Origin of the sequence: Ensifer adhaerens, assembly GCF_000697965.2 — a bacterium.
In the GTDB taxonomy this organism is placed as follows: Bacteria; Pseudomonadota; Alphaproteobacteria; order Rhizobiales; family Rhizobiaceae; genus Ensifer; species Ensifer adhaerens.
The window spans coordinates 2,515,257-2,539,841 of the sequence record NZ_CP015880.1 but is presented as its reverse complement, the minus strand read 5'-3'; the positions used below and the strand labels follow the sequence as shown (position 1 = coordinate 2,539,841).

General features: G+C 62.6%; 21 protein-coding genes. 14 read left to right on the top strand and 7 right to left on the bottom strand.

Going from position 1 to position 24,585, the window contains the following annotated elements:
• The first annotated feature begins 9 nt into the window (after nucleotides 1–9).
• The 5 genes from FA04_RS12310 to FA04_RS12290 all read left to right on the top strand — a co-directional run bounded on the left by FA04_RS12310 (nucleotide 10) and on the right by FA04_RS12290 (nucleotide 7,462).
• The gene (locus FA04_RS12310) at nucleotides 10–1,158 is read left to right on the top strand and encodes a hypothetical protein (protein WP_034788914.1); all 1,149 of its coding nucleotides are present in this window, start codon (nucleotides 10–12) and stop codon (nucleotides 1,156–1,158) included.
• A 2-nt stretch (nucleotides 1,159–1,160) separates the two neighbouring features.
• The gene (locus FA04_RS12305) at nucleotides 1,161–3,077 is read left to right on the top strand and encodes an AAA family ATPase (RefSeq protein ID WP_034788911.1); all 1,917 of its coding nucleotides are present in this window, start codon (nucleotides 1,161–1,163) and stop codon (nucleotides 3,075–3,077) included.
• A 19-nt stretch (nucleotides 3,078–3,096) separates the two neighbouring features.
• Nucleotides 3,097–4,386, top strand: coding sequence for a DUF6638 family protein (locus FA04_RS12300; protein WP_034788908.1), 1,290 nt, complete (start codon nucleotides 3,097–3,099; stop codon nucleotides 4,384–4,386).
• A gap of 3 nt (nucleotides 4,387–4,389) precedes the next feature.
• Nucleotides 4,390–5,616 (top strand): DUF2333 family protein, encoded by a 1,227-nt coding sequence (locus FA04_RS12295; RefSeq protein ID WP_034788906.1) that lies wholly within the window; start codon nucleotides 4,390–4,392, stop codon nucleotides 5,614–5,616.
• Nucleotides 5,617–5,782: 166 nt separating this feature from the next.
• Nucleotides 5,783–7,462, top strand: coding sequence for a formate--tetrahydrofolate ligase (locus FA04_RS12290; protein WP_034788903.1), 1,680 nt, complete (start codon nucleotides 5,783–5,785; stop codon nucleotides 7,460–7,462).
• Between the two features lie 85 nt (nucleotides 7,463–7,547).
• Here FA04_RS12290 and FA04_RS12285 read toward each other — a convergent pair whose 3' ends face one another.
• A complete protein-coding gene (locus FA04_RS12285; RefSeq protein WP_034788889.1) occupies nucleotides 7,548–8,057 on the bottom strand; it encodes a DUF1993 domain-containing protein in 510 nt (169 codons plus the stop codon).
• A gap of 209 nt (nucleotides 8,058–8,266) precedes the next feature.
• Here FA04_RS12285 and FA04_RS12280 point away from each other — a divergent pair, with 209 nt between their 5' ends.
• Nucleotides 8,267–8,719: a thioesterase domain-containing protein gene (locus FA04_RS12280; protein ID WP_034788886.1), complete on the top strand. Its 453-nt coding sequence runs from the start codon at nucleotides 8,267–8,269 to the stop codon at nucleotides 8,717–8,719.
• Between the two features lie 27 nt (nucleotides 8,720–8,746).
• On the opposite strand, the gene FA04_RS12275 is transcribed toward FA04_RS12280, so the two are convergent.
• Nucleotides 8,747–9,655, bottom strand: a complete 909-nt coding sequence (locus FA04_RS12275) for an extensin-like domain-containing protein (protein WP_034788882.1) — start codon at nucleotides 9,653–9,655, stop codon at nucleotides 8,747–8,749.
• 296 nt (nucleotides 9,656–9,951) lie between these two features.
• Here FA04_RS12275 and FA04_RS12270 point away from each other — a divergent pair, with 296 nt between their 5' ends.
• The 3 genes from FA04_RS12270 to FA04_RS12265 all read left to right on the top strand — a co-directional run bounded on the left by FA04_RS12270 (nucleotide 9,952) and on the right by FA04_RS12265 (nucleotide 14,524).
• A complete protein-coding gene (locus FA04_RS12270) occupies nucleotides 9,952–12,054 on the top strand; it encodes a TonB-dependent hemoglobin/transferrin/lactoferrin family receptor (RefSeq protein WP_034788880.1) in 2,103 nt (700 codons plus the stop codon).
• A gap of 124 nt (nucleotides 12,055–12,178) precedes the next feature.
• Complete coding sequence (gene trpLE, locus FA04_RS35795; RefSeq protein WP_178385070.1) at nucleotides 12,179–12,223, top strand: trpE operon leader peptide TrpLE; 45 nt, start codon at nucleotides 12,179–12,181, stop codon at nucleotides 12,221–12,223.
• Nucleotides 12,224–12,334: 111 nt separating this feature from the next.
• The gene (locus FA04_RS12265; protein WP_034788877.1) at nucleotides 12,335–14,524 is read left to right on the top strand and encodes an anthranilate synthase; all 2,190 of its coding nucleotides are present in this window, start codon (nucleotides 12,335–12,337) and stop codon (nucleotides 14,522–14,524) included.
• An 88-nt stretch (nucleotides 14,525–14,612) separates the two neighbouring features.
• Here the strand turns inward: FA04_RS12265 and FA04_RS12260 are convergent, their stop codons facing one another.
• Nucleotides 14,613–15,539 carry a LysR family transcriptional regulator gene (locus tag FA04_RS12260; protein ID WP_034788874.1) on the bottom strand — a complete coding sequence of 309 codons (927 nt, stop codon included), beginning with the start codon at nucleotides 15,537–15,539 and terminating at the stop codon, nucleotides 14,613–14,615.
• Between the two features lie 179 nt (nucleotides 15,540–15,718).
• Here FA04_RS12260 and FA04_RS12255 point away from each other — a divergent pair, with 179 nt between their 5' ends.
• The 3 genes from FA04_RS12255 (at nucleotide 15,719) to queF (ending at nucleotide 18,946) form a co-directional block, all read left to right on the top strand.
• On the top strand, nucleotides 15,719–17,293 hold the full coding sequence (locus tag FA04_RS12255) for an MFS transporter (protein WP_051659140.1): 1,575 nt from the start codon (nucleotides 15,719–15,721) through the stop codon (nucleotides 17,291–17,293).
• 123 nt (nucleotides 17,294–17,416) lie between these two features.
• Nucleotides 17,417–18,337: a cation diffusion facilitator family transporter gene (locus FA04_RS12250; RefSeq protein WP_371273174.1), complete on the top strand. Its 921-nt coding sequence runs from the start codon at nucleotides 17,417–17,419 to the stop codon at nucleotides 18,335–18,337.
• A 144-nt stretch (nucleotides 18,338–18,481) separates the two neighbouring features.
• Nucleotides 18,482–18,946: a preQ(1) synthase gene (gene queF, locus FA04_RS12245; protein ID WP_034788869.1), complete on the top strand. Its 465-nt coding sequence runs from the start codon at nucleotides 18,482–18,484 to the stop codon at nucleotides 18,944–18,946.
• Between the two features lie 16 nt (nucleotides 18,947–18,962).
• Here queF and FA04_RS12240 read toward each other — a convergent pair whose 3' ends face one another.
• Nucleotides 18,963–19,484: a chloramphenicol phosphotransferase CPT family protein gene (locus FA04_RS12240; RefSeq protein ID WP_034788866.1), complete on the bottom strand. Its 522-nt coding sequence runs from the start codon at nucleotides 19,482–19,484 to the stop codon at nucleotides 18,963–18,965.
• Between the two features lie 12 nt (nucleotides 19,485–19,496).
• Nucleotides 19,497–20,075, bottom strand: coding sequence for a HupE/UreJ family protein (locus tag FA04_RS12235; RefSeq protein WP_034788864.1), 579 nt, complete (start codon nucleotides 20,073–20,075; stop codon nucleotides 19,497–19,499).
• Nucleotides 20,076–20,314: 239 nt separating this feature from the next.
• Here FA04_RS12235 and FA04_RS12230 point away from each other — a divergent pair, with 239 nt between their 5' ends.
• Nucleotides 20,315–20,899 (top strand): ATP-dependent Clp protease proteolytic subunit, encoded by a 585-nt coding sequence (locus FA04_RS12230; protein WP_034788862.1) that lies wholly within the window; start codon nucleotides 20,315–20,317, stop codon nucleotides 20,897–20,899.
• Nucleotides 20,900–21,309: 410 nt separating this feature from the next.
• Nucleotides 21,310–23,019 (top strand): 2-isopropylmalate synthase, encoded by a 1,710-nt coding sequence (gene leuA, locus FA04_RS12225; protein ID WP_034788858.1) that lies wholly within the window; start codon nucleotides 21,310–21,312, stop codon nucleotides 23,017–23,019.
• Nucleotides 23,020–23,102: 83 nt separating this feature from the next.
• Here the strand turns inward: leuA and FA04_RS12220 are convergent, their stop codons facing one another.
• A complete protein-coding gene (locus tag FA04_RS12220) occupies nucleotides 23,103–23,930 on the bottom strand; it encodes an anti-sigma factor family protein (protein ID WP_034788856.1) in 828 nt (275 codons plus the stop codon).
• Between the two features lie 3 nt (nucleotides 23,931–23,933).
• Nucleotides 23,934–24,452, bottom strand: a complete 519-nt coding sequence (locus FA04_RS12215) for an RNA polymerase sigma factor (protein ID WP_034788854.1) — start codon at nucleotides 24,450–24,452, stop codon at nucleotides 23,934–23,936.
• Nucleotides 24,453–24,585: the final 133 nt, after the last annotated feature.

The following is a 24,585-nucleotide window of genomic DNA, read 5'->3' as shown; positions in this document are numbered from 1 at the left end:
GGGATTTGCATGAAGGTCGCGGCTTCATCCGCTGTCGCACAGTATTTCGCGTCGATCCACGCGGCACTCGCCGGGCTTGAGCTCTTTCTCGGCGACCGCAACTCGCCGCTCTATCGCAACACCGTCGTCGGTGAAGTGATCGTTCCCTATCTTGGTCGGTTGAAGGCCTCGATCGACTGCTGGGAGAACCGGATCGGCTTCGTCGACCAGTTCCGGATTTCGCGCGCCGAAAGCGGCTTTCCGGTCTTTCAGAACGTGCTGGAACTGGAGAACGATCGCCAGACGGCGACGAAGCGCCTGGCCGATATTCCATCGGCCGATGCGCTGCGCGACGAGATGGTCGACTTCATCTTGAGGCAGAAGGCGTTTCCGGAAGCGCTGCAGACGCGCATGGCCGAGCGGCTCTATCTGGAGCAGATCGGCAAGGGCGAGATCTTTTCGCCCTTCATCCTGCCGGAGACCATCCGTGTCGCCGTCAATTCCAAGACGATGCGGCCCTATTATATCGTGAGCTGGGGCGCCTTCGACGGGGCCAATACTCTGCCGATGGTCTACATGGCGACGATCGAGGATTCCTCGGAAAAGATCGTCGACATGCTGGTGACCGCTGATGGCAAGCTCAACCCGCAGGTGGAAATTCCTCTGCCGGTTGGCGGCCTGCTCAATCCGGAGCTTGCCAGCCGCTTTGACGATTTTGCGTCCAAGAACAGCAGCTATTCGCTGACACCGGTGACGATCGCCACCAATCTCGACAAGGATTTTGACGAGCTGCATCCGAAGCAGTTGCGTCGCATCGTGCTCGGGCCGTTCTACTCGGCCGGGATCACCGAGAACAATGCGCGCATCAACGACATCCTCTCGAAGGTACGCAAGACCGAGAACGCCTGGCTCCTGACCTGGACGGTGCAGGAGGTCTTCTCGAAATCGGAGCGGCCGGCCAAGCGCGGCTTCTGGTCGTCGACCCCGGCGCAGGAAGAATTCCACATCGACACCGCCAATCTGGAAGCGACGCGCATGGGGGTTTCTTCCTACGAGAAGCACGCGCTGGTGCCGCACGACGCCTACCAGGCGCTCTATGCCGCCGGCGAGGCGGAACAGGTGTTCGGCGACTACAAGGTGCATGTCATTTCGGGCAACCAGGTCGTGAGCGAGGTTTGACGATGACACTCAATACGGGGCTGACGACGCTGCACGAGGACGACATCGCCAAGCACCAGGCGGTGGCGCAAGGGTTGGTGACGAAGCTCATCATCCTGGAGCGGGAAGATGCCGCCGCCGGAACGTCGCTTGCCGGCACCGGCCGGCGCTTCGTGTCGACAGTTTCGACTGGCGGCCAGCGGCGCACGCGCGAGGTGGAGCTGACGAAGACGATCCAGGCGGTGCGCCAGGGCGACCCGATGTTCTCTCCGGCCCAGCACGCCGTGCTCTACCGGACGCGCCGCGGCATCCAGGTGGCGCTGGCCGTTGCCGATGTCTTTGCCCGCCAGACGAGCCTCGAACAGCTGCAGGCGAAGAACGCCACCTCGCCGCTTGGCGGAGAGGAGGCGAACCAGTTCAAGGCGCTGCTGTCGGCTTCGGCTTACGTCGCGGCCTTCACACTCGCTGCCTATCTCGGCGCGACCCTGGCGGGCGAGGGCGAGCCGGTCGACGATGCTGTCGAGCCCGACTTCCTGTTCGACACGCCGCAGGACGCGCTGAAGAGCCTGATTTCGGCGCTCGATCGCGGTCTTGCCGGGGCCCCCGATGATCTGGCGCTGACCGCCCGGGCGCGGGCCTTCTCGCGGGTGGCGATTGAAGGGCTGATTGCCCGCAAGGCGCGCTTTACCGGGCTGCAGAGCTTCGAGACCGTGCATATCCGGCTCGACCAGGACGATTTTACGCTGAACGGTTTGGACGTCGCACCCGGCCAGAAGCGCAAGCCGCTGGTCATGACCTTCAAGAAGCCCGAGGAGATCATCGGCAACCACATCGCCAAGTATCAGGCGCTGAAGCTTGCCAAGATGCTGATGGCCTACGACTTCGACCGGCAGATGAACCCGTTCGTCGAGCTCGGCGGCTTCCTCTTCACCTTCATCGGCGACGGCATGCCGGGCACCGGCAAGACGATCCTGATCCAGATGCTGGCCGGCATGCTCAACGATTATTGCGAGATCGCCGGCTACGCCTTCCACTACGAGAACTTCGGCGTCGACCAGATCTCCTCCTATCAGGGCAAGTCCGGGCAAAACTGCAAGGAGTTCGTCAACAACGTCATCAATCCGCGGGCGATCGGTTTCGGCACGATCGACGATGTCGACCAGGTGGCGGCGAAGCGCTCCGACGATCGAGCCTCTGCCGGCCAGCACGAGGTGACGGCGGTGTTGATGGAGAGCTTTGCCGGCGCCTCTACCGTGGTGCGCGGCAACTGCACCTTCGGCATGTTCTCCAACTACCCGGAGAATGTCGACGATGCGCTGCGCCAGCGCGCTGGCGCCCGCTGGCTGGTCGATGGGCCGCAGACCGAAGACGACTACATCGACATCTTCGCGCTGCTCGTCGGCAAGAACCACAAGATCCCGCTTGGCGAGCACCAGCTTTTCGAGGGGCAGGAGATCAAACGCGCGGTTGCTCAGTCCTATGCTGAGCACGCGCGGCCGAAGGAAGATGGCCTCGTCGCTGTCTGGGAGCGTTACGAGAAGGAGAAGGGCGCGATCGCCTCGCTGGCCGATGTCGGCGCCTATCTGCACATGATCAAGGAGGCCGAGCCGCGCTTTACCGGTCGGGCGATCAAGAACATCACCGACGCGATCAAGCTGAGAGCAATGGACGTGGAACTGCCGGATGACTGGTTCAAGGACGCCGGCTCCTTCATGCACAAGGGCTATGACGAGAAGAAAGCGATGATCGAGGCGCTGCGGGGTCCGATCACCATCGACATGGTGCTGCAGGAGATCAACCGCTACGCCGACAGCGAATTCCGCTACACCGACAAGTCGGACGATGCCGCCGTCACCGACATCATCCGCCGCGAGCGCCAGCGCGAAAAGGCGATCCGCGAGATCGAGGCGATGAAACGCGACGGCCGGTGGCAGGGGTGATGCTAGGAAAAACAGACCGATGAAACGCCTGCTTGAAGCGGAACTCATCTATGGACGGCTGCTCGATATCTCCGAGCCGCATCTGATCGCGCGCTACAACAAGGCGCTCGAAGGGTTTGGCCTGCGATCGACGGCGCTGACCCAGTTCAGCATCGACATGACCGGCTTTTCGCCCGAGATCGCCGAGGAACTGGGGGATCGGGACTACCTCGATCCGAACCGGGTCAACCGCCGCTTCATCATCATGACGCCGGAGCAGGCGGAGCTGCCGGTCGTGCATACGAGCTTTTCCAACACGGCCGCGCTGATGCACGAGTTCTTCAACGCCAACAGCCGTGCGATCAACGCGATTACCATCAAGGATGCGCTCTATGGCGAGATCGAGGATTCGGTCTCGGTCGTAAACGACATCGACGATCTCTTGTCGATCAACGAGGTGCGGTTCCGGGTGCTTTCGGCCGAGGACATGCTCGGCAAGGCGGCCGAACTGCGTGGTCTCGTCGACCGCTTGAAGAAGGTGCCGACGGCCTGGGCCGACGACGAGATGCTGACGCGCATGGTCGAGCTTGCCAAGCAGACCGGCGATATCCGCCAGAACGCACTGGTGCCGGATCAGCTCGTCTTCCATCACGAAGCCTTCTGGGCCAATCATTTCGGCGGCGTCTATGTCTTTCTCGACGACAAGACGACGACAGTCATCTGCGACCCCTCGGTGCCAGGCTTCCGCCGCTCGCGGCCCTGGCAGGTGAGCTATATCGCCATAAACGATCACGCCCGGATCTACGATTTCCTCGCCTCGACCAAGCGGCTGCAACTGCCGCAGGCCTCCTGGGTCGAGGATTCCGGGCTCTATCAGCACCGCGCAGACATGGTGGTGCGCGGGCTGATCAACGAGAGCGACCCGACGGCCGATCTTGCCAATGCCGACCGGATCTGGCTGCAGACCTGGATGCACCGATATGCCGCCGCGGTCGCGAAAGACGGCGCCTATCCGTTCCTGCAGGAGATGATCCGCACGGTCGCTGCCACCGGCACGATCAGGATGCAGGACGTGGCGCCGGCAAATCGCTTCATGTTGGTGCGCGCAGCACCCACCCATCCGGACCAGTGGCTGGTCAACCGGTTGATATCCCAGCTCGTGCCCCGCGATTTCGTCTCGCGCTTCGTCTTCGACAAGCAAGGTTTCTACGACGCCTACGAGCGTTATAGCGAAACCTTCAAGGAGTATGTTGTGGCGACGCTGACCGGCACATATCTGAAAGACAAGGCGGCCTTCCGCCACAAGCTCTATGGGCTCAGAGAGGAATAGGACATGTTCGATCCGATCGTTGCGTTTTTCCAGCGTGTCTTCACCGCGATCGGGCGCGGCATCGGGCTCGTCGTTGCCTGGCTGCTTTGGCCCTTCGTGGCGGCGGGCAACTGGTACCGGCAGCGCAGCTGGCTGCTCAAGGGGCCGATCGGCCTCATCCTCATCGGTCTGGTCCTGTTCTACGGCTACTTCATCTGGCAGACCCAGGCCTGGACGAACTTCAACGAAGACTACATCGACCAGTACAAGCTGGCAGAGCGCAAGGTGCCCGCCGGCTCGCCGATGAGCGGCCCCGGTGCGACGTCGACGGGACAGTCGACGACCGGCGGCACTGCCAACAACCTTGCGGGTGTCGCAACGCAGCCGATGGAATCGACGCCGGAGGCGCTCGCGGCCGTTCAACTGCCGGCCGGCACCGTGTGCCAGACGTCGGCGATCGTCGATGTCACCGCCGACCTCATCGATTTCAATGTCAACGAGAATGCCTGGATCTCGTCGATGCTGCTCTACAAGGTCGGTCTCTTCGGGCTCGACTGGGACGACACGCCCTGGCTCGACAACAAGGCGTCGTTCCAGCGCGGGGTCAACCAGGCGATCCGCCGTACTTCCGTGGAGCTCGTCGACTCGCTCGGTCGCATGCGCGGCACCTCGGGCATCAACAACGCCCTGCAGAGCGCGCGCGGCAACATGCAGTTCGATGAAGAGACCTGGTACTTCGGGATCAACCCGTTCGGTCCGAAAACTCCGACGCCGAGCTTCTATCGCGCGGCGATGAAGGATCTGAGGTCTTTCAACACCTCGCTCAGCAAGTGTGAGGCGATTTTCGACGGCCGCTCCGATAACCTCGTCGAGTTCCTCGACCGTGTCGCCAACGACCTCGGCAACACCTCGGCGATCCTGCGCGAGCGCTCGGAAAACCACAATGGCGGCTGGTTCGACACGCGTGCGGATGACCGCTTCTGGTTCGCCTATGGCCAGCTCTACGGCTACTACGGCATCCTTTCGGCCGCCGGTGCCGACTTCGACAACGTCGTCGCCCAGCGCGGCCTGTTGCCGATCTGGACGGAAACGATCAAGCAACTGCGGGCAGCACTCCGCATCCAGCCATGGATCATCTCCAATGGCGAGGAAGCCGGCTGGATCATGCCGACGCATCTGGCGACGATGGGCTTCTATACGCTGCGCGTCCGCTCCAACATCGTCGAGATGCGCGACATCCTCGCGCGCTAAGACCGAACGGTAAGGTGGCGCCCGAGTATCCGGGCGCTGCCGATTACTTGAGTTCAAGCGGGACGCGGGTCGAAAACCGCAGACGCGTTTCCTCATCCCGCTCCGGTATCATGAACTGCGCCTTGAAAGGCGCGGGTAAAAACGAGACCCTGGGGAGGGAACTGTCATGGCGGAGGTCAAGTCCGATATCGAGATTGCGCGCGCGGCGAAGAAAAAGCCGATCCTGGAGATCGGGGCCGCACTCGGCATACCGCCGGAGGACCTGTTGCCCTACGGCCATGACAAGGCGAAGATCAGCGCCGATTTCATCGCCCGCCAGCGCGGGAAGAAGAACGGCCATCTGATCCTGGTGACGGCGATCAACCCGACGCCGGCAGGCGAAGGCAAGACGACAACGACCGTGGGCCTCGGCGATGGGCTGAACCGCATCGGCAAGAAGGCGATCATCTGCATCCGCGAGGCGTCCCTCGGGCCCTGCTTCGGCGTCAAGGGCGGTGCTGCCGGCGGCGGTTATGCGCAGGTTGTGCCGATGGAGGACATGAACCTCCACTTCACCGGCGATTTCCACGCGATCACCTCGGCGCACAACCTGCTGGCGGCGCTGCTCGACAATCACATCTACTGGGGCAACGAGCAGAACATAGACGTCCGTCGTATTTCGTGGCGGCGGGTGATGGACATGAACGACCGCGCACTGCGCAACATCGTCGGCTCGCTCGGCGGGATCGCCAACGGTTATCCACGCGAGACCGGCTTCGACATCACCGTTGCCTCCGAAGTCATGGCGATCCTCTGCCTTTCGGCGGATCTTAGGGATCTCGAGCAGCGGCTTGGCAACATCATCATCGGCTACCGCCGTGACAAGAGCCCGGTCTTTGCGCGCGACATCAAGGCCGATGGGGCGATGGCGGTGCTGCTCAAGGATGCTATTCAGCCAAACCTGGTGCAGACCCTCGAAAACAACCCCGCCTTCGTCCATGGCGGCCCCTTTGCCAACATCGCCCATGGCTGCAACTCGGTGATTGCGACGACGACGGCACTGAAGCTTGCCGACTATGTGGTGACCGAAGCCGGCTTCGGCGCCGATCTCGGCGCGGAAAAATTCTTCGACATCAAGTGCCGCAAGGCCGGGCTGAAGCCGGATGCCGCGGTGCTGGTCGCGACCGTCCGCGCGATCAAGATGAACGGCGGCGTCAAGAAGGACGACCTCGGGAAGGAAAATCTGGAGGCGCTGCGCAAGGGCTGCGCCAACCTTGGCCGGCATGTGCAGAACGTCAAGAAGTTCGGCGTACCCGTCATCGTCGCGATCAACCACTTCACCTCCGATACCGAGGCCGAAGTGCAGGCTATCAAGGATTATGTGGCGACGCTTGGCGCCGAAGCGGTGCTCTGCCGCCATTGGGCCGAGGGCTCCGCCGGCATCGAGGAGCTGGCGATGAAGGTGGCGGCACTTGCCGAGGGCGGACACTCGCAGTTCTCGCCGCTTTACCCCGACGACATGTCGCTCTTCCACAAGATCGAGACGATCGCCAAGGACATCTACCATGCGAGCGAGGTGATTGCCGACAAGTCGGTGCGCGACCAGCTGCGCAGCTGGGAAGATCAGGGTTACGGCCATCTGCCGATCTGCATGGCAAAGACGCAGTATTCCTTCTCGACCGATCCGAACCTGCGCGGTGCGCCGACAGGCCATGCTGTGCCGATCCGTGAAGTGCGGCTGGCCGCCGGCGCCGGCTTCATCGTGGTGATCACCGGCGAGATCATGACGATGCCCGGCCTGCCGAAGGTGCCTTCGTCGGAAAAGATCTTCCTCAATGATCAGGGCTACATCGAAGGGCTGTTCTAGGCGCTTCCTGCCTGCCTGAAAAACAATGCCGCGCATCCGGGTGGATGCGCGGCATTCTTGTGTCCGGGGGTCTCCCGCGGCGGAATCAGGCGGTGAGGCTGAGGAAGTCTGCCTTGCCGAGCGGCACGCCCTTGTGGCGCAGGATGTCGTAGGCGGTCGTCAGGTGGAAGTAGAAGTTCGGCAGCACGAATTTTAGCAGGTATTCCTCACCCGTGAGCGTCACCTTCAGGTTCGGGAAATTCAGCACGACTTCGCGACTGTCGCTGTCTTCGAGATCGACAGGGCGCACCGTTTCAAGGAAGGCGACGGACTTGGCGATGCGCTGGCGCAGTTCGTCAAACGTCTTTTCCTCGTCCGGGAACCGGGGCACTTCGATCGACGTCAGCCGGCCGACCAGGCCCTTGCTGGTGTCGCTGACACGCTGCACCTGACCGGCAAGCGTCAGCATATCGGGCGCCAGCCGGGCGTGGACGAGATCATCCGTGGGGATGCCCTTTTCCTCAGCGAAAGCCTCTGCCTTGTCGAGCAGCTTGGTGAGGACACCAAGGCCGCGAACGAGTGCGGGAATGGAGAGCTGGTACATCGTCAATGCCATGACAGATTTCCTTGAGATTAGGCGCAAAGCGGGTGGATTTTCCTCGCGCCGTATTTGGGAGCCGGGGCGGGCTCCTGCAAGGCGCGCAGCCCGGTATCTTTTGGGCTACGAGGGGCCTGCGGGAGACGACAGGACGCAGGCGCCTTGCTCTGGTCAGGACATGTGGTCTCGTGCACTGATCCGCGCAGGAACGCATCAGGGATGCCACGATGACGCCAGAGGAACTCCAGTCCTATCTTCATAACCACATCCCGCTGTCAGCGGCGATGCAGGTCCGCGCGGATGCGGTGAGCGACGATCATGTGCTGCTCTCGGCGCCGCTTGCACCCAACATCAACCACCGTGACACGGTGTTCGGCGGCAGCGCCTCGGCGCTCGCGATCCTGTCGGCCTGGTCGCTGCTGCATGTGCGCATGCGCAAAAGCGGCGTTGCGGCGCGCCTGGTGATCCAGAGCAACCGGATGGATTATCTGAAGCCGGTCGCCGGCGCTTTCGCCGCACGCTCGTCGCTGGCGGATGCCGGGCAATGGCCGGGCTTTCTGCGATTGCTCGAACGTCGGGGCAGGGCGCGCGCCGTGGTCGTTGCCGACCTCCTCGACGGCGACACCTTGGCCGGTCGCTTCGAGGGCGAGTTTGTCGCCCTTGGCTACGACAACGCCTGACGAGCGCCAGCGCAAGGAGGCTCATTCCTAGCGGCAGTAGCGGTAGTCGTTGCGGCGCTCGATGACGTCGAGATGCAGGTGGGTTTCGTGGGCGGCGTCGCTGCCGGGGTCGAGCACAGTCTTGAAGTAGAGGCAGGCGGACGCAGTGACCGCGCGCTGGAAGGCACCGTCCATGGTGCCATCCTCGTCGCGCGGCTGGATGGCGATCGTCGCGCCGTTGCTTAACGTGAAGGACGCGATGTCGACGGCGTTGCCGTGGGCGTGCTCGGAGATTTTGCCCGTCGTCGCATTGTTGCGCAGGCGGCAGATATAGGTCGATGCCTGGTTCAGCGCCTTGATCTTGATGGTCTTGTCGAAGGCGACTTCGGCGGCCGGCTGGGCGGTCTCCTTGGTCCAGCGTGCAAGCGCCAGCGCCGTTTCGCACCGCATAAGCCCCTTAGGCGCGAGTGTGACGGCGGGCAGGATGCTCGTGACCTCCAGTGGCTTGTCGATGCCGCAGCCCTTGCCGTCGTCGATGCGTTTGGCTTCGACAAACGTCGCTCCGATCGCCTTCAGGTCGGCGACACACTTTGCGTAGTCGGCGGCGTCCTCTGCTTCGACCGGCGGATAGACGATCGGTGCCGGCTTTTCCTCTTTCTTGTCGTCGACGGGCTGGTCCTTTTCGCCTGTGGCCGGCTTTTGATCCTTCGCCGCTCCTTCACTCCCGTCCTTGGGCTTTGGCTGCGGCACGGGCTGTTCGTCGCCAGTCGGCACCTCTGGCTGATCGGCCTTGCCACCGTCCGTAGGCGTCGCCGGTTTCTCTTCGGGTGTGGGAGCAGCCTCTTTCTCTCCCGCCTCGCTCGGCGGCTTTTTTAGCGGGATCGGTCCGGATTTCGGCAGGCTGGCGCCGGTGAGGATCAGGAGTGACAGCAGGATCAAGGGAAAAGAGCGACGCATCCGGGTCCTTTCGCATTGCCCCCGCAGCGGGGCCTGGAAGGGAGGGAACGCACGGAACCGGATCTGGTTTCATCCGGCCTTCGGCAAAAGCGTTGCAGTTTAGCAACGCCTCGAATTGGCACGACCCCATAAATTGTGGGGACTGCCTTTGTATGTTGACAAGAACACTCATGTTTTTTATGCGGCTTAAATGAGGCGACGACATGTCGCGCCGCTCTAGAATCTACCGCCCAGCCAGCCCCTTGAGTTTGCCGCTCAACAGCAAGCCCGGCCTCCGAAAATCAAAGGATTGGTCCATGCTCACCCGGCATCGTCGCCTGGCTCTTTTGGCTTGCACGACAACTCTTGCAATTTCAGTCGCTACCGTCGCATTCGCGCAAAGCGCAACAACCCAGGCTAAGTCGGAAGAGAAGGCCGAGGAGACAAAGAAGGGCGAAACTTACCTCTCGCCGATCGTTGCCAAGGGCGGGCGCACCGCTGACCCCTATGCCAAGCCCGGCCCCGTCAGCGTCGTCACGACGGACCAGATCGATCTGCAATCGGGGCAAGAGACTGACGACCTGTTGCGCAGCGTTCCCGGCACCTCGACCGCGAACAACCCGCAAAACCCGGGCGTCGCGGTCAACATCCGCGGTTTCGAGGGTTCCGGCCGCGTCAACATGATGATCGACGGCGTGCGCCAGAACTTCCGCTTCACCGGCCACGAAGCCCAGGGTTTTGCCTATTTCGATCCGGCATTCCTTTCCGAAATCGATGTGACCCGCGGCGCCGTGACCGGGGTTGGCGGCGGTGCACTGGCCGGTTCGGTCAACTTCCGGACCTATGATGTCGAAGACCTGATCCAGGACGGCAAGAACTACGGTGGCATTGCTTCGGCTACGTACGGCACAAACGGTGCCGGCTGGTCGGAATCACTGATCGGCGCTTACCGTTTCAATGACGTCTTCTCCGTGCTCGGCGGCATCAGCAAGGCTGATCCCGGCAACTATGACAACGGCAACGGGGTCGAGGTACCCTTCACCGAGGAAGACCTTCTGTCGGGCCTGTTGAAGTTCGAAGTGACGCCGGACAAGGATCACACCTTCAAGCTCACCGGCCTCACCTATGACAACGACTTCTTCGCGAACTCCTACTTCCAGAACGTGAAGAACCAGACGGTTTCTGCAAGCTATTCCTACACGCCGGACAACGAACTCATCGATTTCCGTGCGAACGCCTACTGGAACCGGCTAAAGATGAAGTACGACACCGACATTCGCGGTGGCGGCACGGCGGCCGGTCGGCGCATCACCGACACGGGTAAGGGCTTTGACATCTCGAACACCTCTCTGTTCGACCTTGGCGACGTTGCCGTCAAGGCGAACTACGGCGTCGAGTATTTCCGCGACGACTACGATGTCATCAACAGCACGGCCCGGCCGGGGGCCGGCGTCAACGGCAGCGGCACCAATGCCACCACCGGCGTCTTCAGCAATACGACCTTCACCTATGGCATGCTGGATCTGACGGCAGGCCTGAGATGGGATCACTTCAGCCTCGATGGCTCCGGCGCTGTCGTTGCCGGCAACCCGATCGGTCTGCCGGCCGGCCCTTACACCGTCGATAAGTCCGAAGGTCGCCTCAACCCGAGCATCACGGTCGCGCTCAACCCGACGGAGTGGTTCCAGCCATACGTTACATACGCGGAAACCTCGCGTTCGCCGACGGTCAACGAGACCTTCGCCGGCGGCACACATCCGGGACCGTCGGGCCAGTCGTTCTTCCCCAATCCATTTCTTGAGCCGGAGACCTCCAAGGGCTGGGAAATCGGTGCGAACTTCGCCTTCGACGGGCTGCTCGATCCCAGCGACAGCCTGCGGGTCAAGGCCAACTACTTCCATAACCGCGTCGACAACTACATCACCGCAGCGATGCTCAACGGCGGTCGTCAGATCTTCTTCGTCAACAATCCCGGGATCTCGACGGTCCAGGGTTTCGAGTTGCAGGCGGCGTATGACGCCGGATACGTCTTCGGCGACCTTGCCTACACCTACACCGAGAGCGATCTGCCGTCGCAGATCAATGGTTTCGGCGTGCAGAGCTACCTGCCTGAAAACATTGTCAGCGCAACGCTTGGCGCCCGGTTCCTCGAAGACCAGCGCCTGACGGTCGGTACGCGCCTCTACGCCGTTTCGAACGCGTTTGTCGGCGAAATCAATCGTACGCCGCCGAACGTTCCGGGCTACGGTCTCGTCGATCTCTTCGCCAACTACAAGTTCGAAAACGGCTTTGAAGTCACGGCTCAGGTCACGAACCTGTTCGACAAGACCTATACGCCGTCTTCGAGCACCATTGCCGGAAGCACGATCGATACCGGCCGCGGCCGCACCTTCCTGGTGACGGCGAAGGCGAAGTTCTGATAGGATCAGATCAATTCCAGTCGGGGCGGCTCTTTGGGGCCGCCTCTTTTTTTGGCGCAACCGTGACGATGCGCGCCGCTTTCCCGCTTGCGCAAGTCCGCAACCCGAGCTAACACTTTCGCCCATGGAAAACGCACGCAACATTTCGATCTGGTGGTGGGCTCGCTGAAGCGGCCTTGACCAGTCATGCGTGATTGAGAGATGAAGCCGCCCGGAGATTTCGAGGCGGCTTTTTTGTATCCAGGCCGCTCAAGGACCGGGCTTTTACGGAGCGAGGCGAATGGCAACGGTAATTCTCGAGGACGGCTCGGAGAGCTACACCACCAAGGGCGGCATTACGGTGACGCGCCGGCGGCGGGAAGCGTCCTATGGCCAGGCGATCGCGAGCTATGTGGACAAGCTCGACGAACGCCGCGGTGCAGTGTTCTCCTCCAACTACGAATATCCCGGCCGCTACACTCGTTGGGACACGGCTGTCGTCGACCCGCCGCTCGGCATCTCCTCCTTCGGCCGCTCGCTCTGGATTGAAGCCTATAACGGCCGCGGCGAAGTGCTGCTTGCGATCATCGCCGAGCATCTGAAGACCGTCGCCGACATCACGCTCGGCGCTTCGACCAGCCGTCGCCTCGACCTGACGATCAACGCGCCGGATCGCGTCTTCACGGAAGAAGAGCGCTCGAAGATGCCGACGGTGTTCAGCGTGCTGCGCGCCGTCACCAATCTTTTCCATTCGGCCGAGGATGCGAGCCTCGGGCTCTACGGTGCCTTCGGCTACGATCTCGCCTTCCAGTTCGATGCGATCGACCTGAAGCTGAAGCGTCCCGACGACCAGCGCGACATGGTGCTGTTCCTGCCGGATGAAATCCTCGTCGTCGACCACTATGCCGCCAAGGCCTGGATCGACCGCTACGATTTCGCTAAGGACGGCAAGACCACCGAGGGCAAGGCGGAAGAGATCGCCAGCGAACCCTTCAAGACCGTCGACAGCATTCCGCCGCATGGCGACCATCACCCGGGCGAATATGCCGAACTCGTCGTCAAGGCGAAGGAGAGCTTCCGCCGCGGCGACCTTTTCGAAGTGGTGCCCGGCCAGAAATTCTTCGAGCGTTGCGAGAGCAAGCCGTCGGAGATTTCCAACCGGCTGAAGGCGATCAATCCGTCGCCCTATTCCTTCTTCATCAATCTCGGCAACCAAGAATATCTCGTCGGGGCATCGCCGGAAATGTTCGTGCGTGTTTCCGGCCGCCGCATCGAGACCTGCCCGATCTCGGGCACGATCAAGCGCGGCGACGATCCGATCGCCGACAGCGAGCAGATCCTGAAGCTGTTGAACTCCAAGAAGGACGAATCCGAACTCACCATGTGCTCGGACGTCGACCGCAACGACAAGAGCCGGGTCTGCGTGCCGGGCTCGGTCAAGGTCATCGGCCGCCGCCAGATCGAGATGTATTCGCGCCTGATCCATACGGTCGACCATATTGAGGGACGCTTGCGCGACGACATGGACGCCTTCGACGGCTTCCTCAGCCACGCCTGGGCGGTGACCGTCACCGGTGCGCCGAAGCTCTGGGCCATGCGCTTCATCGAAAGCCATGAGAAGAGCCCGCGCGCATGGTATGGTGGCGCGATCGGCATGGTCGGCTTCAATGGCGACATGAACACGGGCCTGACGCTGCGCACGATTCGCATCAAGGACGGTATCGCCGAGGTGAGGGCAGGGGCGACGCTGCTCTACGATTCAAATCCGGAAGAAGAAGAAGCCGAAACCGAACTGAAGGCCGCCGCCATGATCGCTGCCATTCGCGATGCGAGATCCGCCAATGCCGGCAAGGCCGGTCGCGACGTTGCCGCTGTTGGCGCCGGCGTCAACATCCTCTTGGTCGATCACGAGGACAGCTTCGTCCATACGCTTGCGAACTATTTCCGCCAGACGGGGGCGACCGTCACGACGGTGCGCTCGCCGGTGGCCGAAGAGATCTTCGATCGGGTGAAGCCGGATCTCGTCGTGCTTTCGCCCGGACCTGGCAATCCCAAGGATTTCGACTGCAAGGCGACGATCAAGAAGGCGCGGGCGCGCGACCTGCCGATCTTCGGTGTCTGCCTCGGGCTGCAGGCGCTTGCCGAAGCCTACGGCGGGGATCTCCGCCAACTGGCGATCCCGATGCACGGCAAGCCGTCGCGCATCCGCGTGCTGGAGCCCGGAATCGTCTTCTCCGGCCTCGGCAAGGAAGTGACCGTCGGTCGTTACCATTCGATCTTTGCCGATCCGGCGAGCCTGCCCGCGGAGTTCATGATCACCGCCGAAAGCGAAGATGGCACAATTATGGGCATCGAGCACACGAAGGAGCCGGTGGCGGCGGTGCAGTTCCATCCGGAATCGATCATGACGCTCGGCGGCGACGCCGGCATGCGGATGATCGAGAACGTCGTGGCGCACCTCGCCAAGCGCGCCAAGATCAAGGCCGCCTGATTAGCCCGGCAATCCCCTATTCCGGGATGGAGCAGATGTTGACGAAGACAAGGTGCCGCTTCCACCGTGGAGGCGGCCCTTTCTGTTCCTACTGTGCCGCCTGAATGGCCGGCACATTCTCGCAGCGATCGGCAAACAGTCGCTCGCTCAGAAAATCGACGAAGACGCGGACCTTGGGGGAGAGGTGACGGTTCGACGGCCACAGCAGGTGGAACTGTCCGGGCGCGTCGAGATGGGCGTCGAGCACTGTGTGCAGTCTGCCGTCGCGAAGATGGTGGCGGGCGAGAAAGTCCGGCAGGCAGCCGATGCCGAGGCCGCTAAGCACGGCGCCGCCGAGCGCTTCCATGTTGTTGCAGTTGAGCACGGTCTTGAGGCGCGGCTCCTTTCCCTCAGGCGGCAGCGTGATCGGCCATTCCTGCAGCTTGCGGCTGTTGGGAAAGCGGAAACGAACCGCATGGTGTCCTTCGAGGTCGCGGGGGCATTCGGGCCTGCCATGCTCTCGAAGGTATGACGGAGCAGCGCAGAGCAGAAGCTGGAACGGCCTGAGCGCGCGCGTCATCAGTCGTGAATCCGGCAGCACGCCGCTGCGGATTGCGACATCCACTTCCTCGTCGATCAGGTCGACGATGCGGTCGTTGAAGTCGAGGTCGAGTTCGATTTCGGGATAACGCCGTACGAACTCCGGCAGCACCGGCAACAGCAGGTGGTAGCTGACGATCGGCACGCTGACGCGCAGCCGACCGCGCGGCGTCGCCACGGCGTCCGCCAATGACGCCTCGGCGTCGTCGAGATCATCGAGGATGCGGCGGCAGCGCTCGTGAAAGAGGCGTCCCTCCTCGGTCAAGCGGATACTACGGGTCGAGCGCTGCAGCAGGCGGACGCCGAGTTCTCGTTCGAGAGTGGTAACAGCCTTTCCGACCGCGGAAGCGGACAGGCCGAGCACGCGACCGGCGGCGACGAAACTGCCGAGGTCGGCGGTGCGGACGAAGGCGGTCAAGCCGCTCAAGCGATCCATGCTACCTCCATTCGAGCGTTTTGTTCCGGTATGATCGGAGCATTGATGCCGTTCTCATCGAATTATGTCGAAACTATCCTGCATTCGTCAATCGATACCCGGCAAGTGTCGACCTCAAGACGCAAGGTCCTACCGGGCCTGCGCGGGTATCCCCTTTGCTCGAACGGATGGAACGGGGAATGAGAACCGAAATTCGAGAACCGCGCGGGCGCCGGCTCGTCCTTCTTGCGGTCTGTTGCGCCGCCGCGGCAATGCCGCTCACCTTCACCGGACCGGCGGTGGCGCTGCCGTCGATCAGTCGCAGCCTCGGCGCCGATCCAGTTGCCCTCAACTGGGTCACCAACGCCTTCATGCTGACCTTCGGCAGTTCGCTGATGGCGGCCGGTGCGCTTGCCGACAGTTTCGGTCGCAAACGCGTGTTCCTGGGTGGTCTTGCGGCCTTCCTGCTGTTTTCGGCCGGGCTCGCCTTCGCTCGGGATATCCTATGGTTCGATGCCCTGAGAGCGCTTCAGGGTATTGGGGCAGCCGCCGCCTTTTCCGGCGGCATGGCTTCGCTCGCACAGGAGTTCGACGAGAACGAGCGGCTCCGGGCCTTCAGCCTGGTCGGCGCCAGCTTCGGTGTCGGCCTTGCCTTTGGGCCGATCGCCTCCGGCCTGATGGTCGAGGCCTTCGGCTGGCCGGCGATCTTCGTCCTGGTCGTGGCGCTCGCCGGCCTGTCTCTGGCACTCGGTGCGGTCTTCCTGCGGGAAACACGCGATCCGGACGCTGCTGGCCTCGACTGGAAGGGAGCGGCAAGTTTCACGGCGGCGCTCACCGCACTCACCTTCGGCATTCTGCAGGGTCCGGAAAACGGCTGGAGCCATCCGCTCGTGCTCGCGATGCTCGCGGCATCGGTGTTCTTCTTCCTGGCCTTCTGGCGGATCGAGCGTTCGGTCGCGCGGCCGATGCTGGATCTGACGCTGTTTCGATATCCGCGTTTTGTCGGCGTGCAATTGCTGGCGGCAGCCCCCGCCTACGGCTTCGTGGTGCTGCTCATCCTGCTTCCGGTCCGCTTCATCGGTATCGAAGGCATGAGCGCCGTCGCGGGCGGGCAGATGATGATCGCCATGTCCGCGCCGCTTCTGATCCTGCCGATCGCGGCGGGCCTTCTGACGCGCTGGTTCACGCCGGCGGTTATCTGCGGTGTGGGCTTGCTGATATCGGCGGCCGGGCTCCTCTGGCTCAGTCTGTTTCCGGCGGGGTCAGGGCCGGCCACGCTGCTTGCACCACTGATGATGATCGGTCTCGGCATCAGCTTGCCTTGGGGGCTGATGGACGGGCTTGCGGTCAGTGTCGTGCCGAAGGAGCGCGCCGGGATGGCGACGGGCATCTTCAGCACCACGCGCGTGGCCGGGGAGGGCATTGCGCTGGCGATCGTGACCGCCATCCTCTCTGCGCTTACGGCCTGGAACCTCGGATCGGAAGCCGGCGCCACTGCGGCTCCCATGGCGCAGCGCATCGTCACCGGCAATCTGCCCGCGGCGATGCAGCTTGCCCCTGAGACATCGCACGCCGCGCTGCTGCAGGCCTATGGCGACGCGTTCAGCGTCCTGCTTCTGGTTTTGACCGGCATCACTGTCGCAACTGCGGCCGTGGTATTCTTCTTCATCGGCAGGGGCGATAAGGCCGCCGGTGATGCGGAGATCGAAGCCGGTGCTCTGCCTTTCGAGGCGATTGCCTGCGGAGAAACCGGAACCGGCCGATCCAATCTTTGACAAGCGCCGCTTAATCCAGCATATGCTTGTCCATCGACCGCCTGCGCGAAAATTCGCGCGGGCGGTTTTGCGTTTGAATGGGCTTGCGTTTGCAACTCGTTTGCATCTGCACGAGGAATGACAATGACGACTGGAACCGAAAACCGCACCGTGCTCCGCCTTGCTTTCTGGGGCATACCGCTCTCGCTCGCTGTGCTCGGCCTGAAGCTGCTTGCCTGGTGGCTGACAGGCTCGATCGCGCTTCTCTCCGACGGGCTGGAGTCGACCGTCAACGTGATCGCGGCGGTCATCGCCTATCTGATGATCGGCTATGCTTCCAAGCCGGCCGACGCCGGGCACCCCTTCGGTCACCACAAGGCGGAGTATTTCTCGGCCGTTATCGAAGGCGTTCTGATCGTCGTTGCGGCACTGCTCATCGTCTGGGAGGCGGTGCCGGCAATGATGGCGCCAGTGTTGATGGAAGCACCGGCTCTGGGCCTGGCGATCAACTTCGTCGCCGGCGTCATCAACGCCATCTGGGCCTATGTGCTGATCACCGCCGGCCGCAAGCACCGCTCGCCGGCACTCAGCGCCGACGGCCACCACATCCTGTCGGACGTCGTCACCTCGATCGGCGTTCTCGTCGGCCTCGTGCTTGCGATCGCCACCGGCTACGCGATCCTTGATCCGCTGCTGGCCGTCATTGTCGCCTGCAACATTCTTTACCAGGGCTGGATGGTGATCTCGCGCTCGATCGACGGGCTGATGGACCGGGCCGTCTCGGGTGAGGAAGAAGACGCGATCAAACAGGCGATCGCCGCCAACGCCGCGGGTTCGCTCGGCGTGCACGATCTGAAGACCCGTCAGGCCGGTCCGGCGATCTTCGTCGATTTCCACATGGTCGTGCCGGAATTGATGCCGGTCGGCGAGGCGCATGACATCTGCGACCGGATCGAGGATGCGATCCGGGACGTGCATCCCGGTGCCAAGATCGCGATCCATGTGGAGCCCGAAGGTGAGAAGGCGCACGGTGTGCGCGTCAAGACGACGGTCGGGCGCCACTGATTCAAGGTCGACGGCACTTCAACCGTGACGAGGTTTCCTTCTTGAGGCAGTTCTGATTTAAGGGCCGCAAACGGAGCGGGCCGACGAGGGCAGAGGCCAGTCGACCGCACCCACGCGCGGATGTTCTCATGGAGCAACAGGCATATGAGCAAGACTGACGTATCCGGCCTTTCGCAACTGGGCGCAAAGGTCGACCTGCCGCAGAGCCCGGAAGACGCGGTGCTGGAGCGGGTCCCGAGCGGCAACAAGGGCAAGGACTATCTGGTGCGTTTCACCGCGCCGGAATTCACCTCGCTCTGCCCGATGACCGGCCAGCCGGATTTCGCCCATATCGTGATCGACTATGTGCCGGACGAATGGCTGGTCGAATCGAAGTCGCTGAAGCTGTTCCTGCATTCCTTCCGTAACCACGGCGCATTCCACGAAGATTGCACCATCGAGATCGCCCAACGGCTGGTGTCGTTGCTTCAGCCACGCTGGCTTCGCATCGGCGCCTATTGGTATCCGCGCGGCGGCATCCCGATCGACGTCTTCTGGCAGACCGGCAAGCCGCCCGAGGGCCTGTGGCTGCCCGACCAGGGCGTGCCGACCTATCGAGGCCGCGGCTAAAGCGGGAGATCCCCCGCTACGGCCTGAGTGACTGGCGTTTGAGCCAGGCGTCAACGATGCGCGCGGCAACCTGATCGGTCGGGTCGCGCGTGTCCACTTCTAGGTCGTAGGCGCAGTAATCGTGCGTCTTCAGGTGAAAGCGGGCTTCGCCGATCGTGCGGTCGCCGCGCTCGCGCTCGCGACGCTCCAGGTCTTCGATGGGCGCGTGCACTCCGACCCAGAAGATGTCCAGATGCGCGGTTTGCCTTCTGATATCGTCGGCCCAGCTCTTCTCCTCGACGATGTGCTCGACGATCAGGTCGTTGCCGGCCTCGGCGAAGGCTGCGATCGAGCGATGAAATCCGTCGAAGAACCTCGCGCGTTCGCCGCGCATTCCAGGATGCATGCCGCGCCTAAGGACCCGAAATCCGGCGTCGGCAAGCTGGTCGGAGGCATAGTAACAAAAGGGCTCCGGGAGGATTTCCCGGAGCGCCTTTGCCAGCGTTGACTTTCCGGCACTCGACGTGCCGTTCAGAAAGATAATTCGTCCGTGCTGCATGCCCGTTTGATTTCAGCTGAAGATCAAGGCAGCGCCGGCTAGAGCCGTGAGACCGCCGAGGACGCGGGCAAGCAGGCCGCCGCCGGAGAGGCGCTGAAGGGCGATGCCGAGGCCGATGCCGGCCACGTGCAGCGCGGCGGTGGCGAGGATGAAGCCGACCGAGAAGGCAAGCGCCCCGGCGCTACCGAGTTCGCCGCCATGGGCATGGCCGTGGAAGAGGGCGAAGACGCCGACGATCGCAGCGGATGCTGCCGTGTCGAGCCGCACCGCCATGGCAACAAGCAGGCCGAGTGCCACCACCGAGGCGAGGATCGCCGGCTCGACGAAGGGCAGGCCGACACCGGCAACCGCCAGCGCGAAGCCCGCTGCCATCATCGCGACGAAGGCCGCCGGCACGACGACGAGCGCCCGGCCGCCGATCTGCGCCGCCCAGAGGCCGACGGCGACCATGACGAGGATATGGTCAAGTCCGAACAGCGGATGCGAGAAGCCGGCGGCAAACGAGCCGTGCTCTGCCGGATTGAGATGGGCGAAGGCGGGTGCGGCGGAGGCGATCAGCGCGGCAGTGGCGATCAGGATGCGTCTGTTCATGCGTGTCCCCATGGATCGGCGGGACCTGGGAGGCTGGCCCCACTCTTGAGTGTTTGACGCGACCGATCTTATTGGCCTCCGTCCCCCTGTCTATACGGCATTTGGCGGTAGGTGTTTTTACCATAAGCATAGTCGACCTTGCTGCTTTGTCGCCGCTTCGGTTTGTTGCATTGTCTTCGGGGTCGAGTCGCATTATCTGACTTTGACTGAAGACTTCATGAGACGCCGGAGAAAAACGGATGATGAACGACGACGAGGACGACAAGAAGACCGAATTGCCGCTCGGCAAGGAAACGGAGGCGAACCTTTTCAAGTCGCGTTCGATTTTCATCTACGGGTCGATCAATCAGGAACTGGCGCAGAAGGTCTGCTCGCAGCTCGTGGCGCTTGCCGCCGCCAGCGACGAAGACATCCGCATCTTCGTCAATTCGCCGGGCGGCCATGTCGAATCGGGCGACAGCATCCACGACATGATCAAGTTCGTGAAGCCGAAGGTCTGGACCATCGGCACCGGCTGGGTCGCTTCCGCCGGCGCGCTGATCTTTGTCGGCGCTCCCAAGGAGCGTCGCATTTGCCTGCCGAACACCCGCTTCTTGCTTCACCAACCGTCGGGCGGCACCCGCGGCATGGCGTCGGACATCGAGATCCAGGCACGCGAAATCATCAAGATGAACGATCGCCTGAACAAGATCTTCGCCGACGCAACCGGCCAGCCGGTCGAGAAGATCGCCAAGGACACGGACCGCGATTACTGGCTTTCTGCTGAGGAAGCGAAGTCCTACGGCCTCGTTTCGCGGATCATCTCGTCTGCTGCGGACATCTGAGTTCGCAAGCAAGTCAAGGATTTGGAGGGCATCGGCATTTCGCCGGTGCCCTTTTCTTTTTGCGGTGATCCTTGCCATCGCGTGGCTTGCTCCACTCTGGCAAGCCGTGTATAGGCTTTGAGCATGACCAAGGCTGACGCATATCGGATCGCCTCGATCCCCGCCGGACACGATACCAATCGTGCGCCGTCGCGCGCCTTCGCCTCGCTTCTTCTTCTCGGCCTTACTCGCGGTTGCCGGGTTCGCTGAGGAGCGCCCGGCGGCCGAAAAGCCACGCCGGCGGATGCTCCTCGACCCCATCAAGTGTTTTAGGATAAAGGCGCGTTCGGCGCGGCATTAGCCATCGCAATCCGATCCCCGATCGGGTATGGCAAGGCGGCCAGGACGTCCAGTGATGAAGAGAAGCTGCAATGATCCAGAAATCCCATCCCGTTAAGATTGGCATGCCGGAAGCGGCGGTGAAGTACCAGGCCTATCCGCAGATCGCGCTCACCGACCGCACCTGGCCGTCGAAGACGATCACCAAGGCGCCGATCTGGTGCTCGGTCGACCTGCGTGACGGCAACCAGTCGCTGGTCGACCCGATGGGGCACGATCGCAAGGCCCGCATGTTCCAGCTGCTGCTCGACATGGGCTTCAAGGAAATCGAAATCGGTTTCCCCTCGGCCTCGCAGACCGATTTCGATTTTGCCCGCTGGTGCATCGAGGAAGGCAATGTCGCCAAGGATGTGTCGCTGCAGGTGCTGGTGCAGTGCCGGCCCGAGTTGATCACCCGCACCTTCGAAGCGCTGGAAGGCGCGCACCAACCGATCGTGCATTTCTACAATTCGACGAGTGAACTGCAGCGCCGCGTGGTGTTTGCCAAGGACGTGCGCGGCATCAAGCAGATTGCGACCGACGCCGCCAAGATGATCACCGACATGGCGGCCAAGGCCGGCGGCGGCTACCGCTTCGAGTATTCGCCGGAAAGCTTTACCGGCACCGAGCTCGAAGTGGCCTTGGAGATCTGCAACGCCGTCACCGAGATCGTCAAGCCGACGCCAGACAACAAGCTGATCCTGAACCTGCCCTCGACCGTCGAGATGGCGACGCCGAACATCTATGCCGACCAGATCGAATGGATGTGCCGCAACCTCGACAACCGCGAAAGCCTGATCATCTCGCTGCACCCGCACAACGACCGCGGCACCGGCATCGCCGCCACCGAATTGGGCCTGATGGCTGGCGCCGACCGCGTCGAAGGCACGCTGTTCGGTAATGGCGAGCGCACCGGCAACGTCGATGTCGTGACGCTGGCGCTGAACATGTTCACGCAGGGCGTCGATCCGCAGCTCGACTGCTCCGATATCGAGCGGATCAAGGAAGTCTACGAATACTCCAACCAGATGGTCATTCCCGAGCGCCATCCTTATGTCGGCGAACTGGTCTACACGGCCTTCTCCGGCTCGCACCAGGATGCGATCAACAAGGGCATGAAGGCGATCAAGACCGCCAACAAGCCGCTCTGGGAAGTGCCGTACCTGCCGATCGATCCGCGTGACGTCGGCCGCTCCTACGAGGCGATCATCCGCATCAACTCGCAGTCGGGCAAGGGCGGCATCGCCTACATCCTGCAGGAAGACTACGGCATCAACCTGCCGCGCAACCTCCAGGTCGAGTTCCGCGAGGACATCCAGCGCATCACCGACGAGGAAGGCAAGGAGCTGCCGTCCAAGCGCATCTACGAGCGCTTCATCGAGCGCTACGTCGAGCAGCCGGGCGCGCGCATCAAGTTCGTCGACCATCACACTTATCCGGTGGGCGAGCACAAGGGCGTGCGCGTGGTGGCGGCCGAGATCACCGACAATGGCGAGGTCAAGCGCATCGAAGGCAAGGGCACCGGCCCGATCGACGGCTTCATCAATGCGCTGTCGATCTATCTCGGCATCGACCTCTCGGTTGCGGATTACTCCGAGCACTCGCTGCAGCACGGCTCGAACGCAGCCGCGATCGCCTATGTCGAGATGGAGCACCCGGGTGGCAAGCTGTTCGGCACCGGTATCAACACCAACATCGTTGCCGCCTCGCTCGAAGCGATCGTTTCGGCGGCAAACCGCGTACTCGAGATGAAGCGCGGCTGATACGCTTTAGCGTGACGAATGAAGCCGCGTCGGGGAAACCCGGCGCGGCCTTTTCGTTTCAGGGGTAGGGGATGCCGTCGATCTCAGATCGTCGCGGCGACGGCTTCGGCGATGTCCTGCATGCCGACATGGGAAGACGGGCCGACGAGCACGAACGAGGCGCCGCCTCGCTGCCAGGAGACCATGCCGAGATCGTCGCGGATGCTCTCGTCGAACTGCTCCGCCTGCGGGCCGGTGGTGTTCTTGAGGAAACAGATCGCGAAGATTTCGCCTTCGGTGCTTCGGTAGACGAGCTGCGCCACGGGCTTGCCGTTGGCGACGAGCAGCCGGGCGCCCTCGAAGGTCAGGCCCTTGCCGGAAAGCTGCGGGACCTTGAAGGGAACGCCGACGCTTGCGGCAAGCCAGGTCTCGATCTTCGGTCCCTCTGTCGCCGGGACCTCGACCAGATGCTCCTTCTGCCGCGAATAGATGCGGTGATAGTCGGCGATGTCGTCGAGCCAGCCACGCGCCGCGGCGAGCTTGGTCGGCTCGCTCCCGGTGTTCGCCGTCCCGACGATGAAGCCGGCGCCGCCGCCGAGCAGCAGCAGGGCCACCGATGCGGCAAGCATGCGCGGCCAGACCCGCGCGTGCCGGACAGTGGTCGTCGTTGCCGCAATCCGCTCGGTCTTCGGATTGACCCCTGGACCCTGCTTGATTTGCCGGACAAGAGCGAGCGGCACGGGATCGTGCAGGAAATCCTCGAAGGCGGTATCGCCGAAGCTGCTGCCGGCCTTCAGCCTCTCGAACAACGCCTTGGCGTCCTCGTCGCGGGCGAGAATCGCGTCGAGTTCGGTTCGTTCAGCTTCGCCGATCTCGCCGTCGATATAGGCAGAAAGGCGCACTTCGAGCGCTTGACCCCTTGTCTGTTGCAACGGTCAGGCCCTCCTTTCGGTATTCTCTGAGATCATCGCCGCGAGCCTGAGGCGCGCGGTCGACAGTCTGCTCATGACTGTGCCGATCGGAATGCCCAGGATATCGGCGGTCTCGCGATAGCTGTGGCCTTCGACATTAACCAGCAGGAACACGCTCGCCAGTCCCTCGGGCATCGACAGGATCATCTTCTGCAACTGATTGGCGTAGACGGCTTTTTCGGCCGACGGCTCGATGCTGAGTTCGTCATGTCCGAGCGCATCGACGGTGCCGCTGCCGGTGCGAACCTTGCGCTTGCGGATTTCGTCGACCCAGAGATTGCGCGTCATCGCGTAGACCCAGCTTTCCAGCCGGCCCTCTCCGTTCCAGAGGTGGCTGCGGGTGATCGCGCGCTCGCAGGCTTCCTGGACGAGGTCGTCGGCGTCATTGGCATTACGCGTCAGCGTCATCGCGAAACGGCGCAATTTGGGCAGCAGGCTGACCAAGTCGCGTCTGAAGTCCTTCGTTTCTGCCGCTGGACGCATTTCTCTTCCAATGAAACGTGCCGGATCATGCATTTATTCGCCGTGCTGCGCACGAGCGGATGATATGAAACATTTGCTCCTTAGTCTGCAAGGGAAGTCCCGGAACGGAAAGCAAATTCTGCTGCTTCATGGC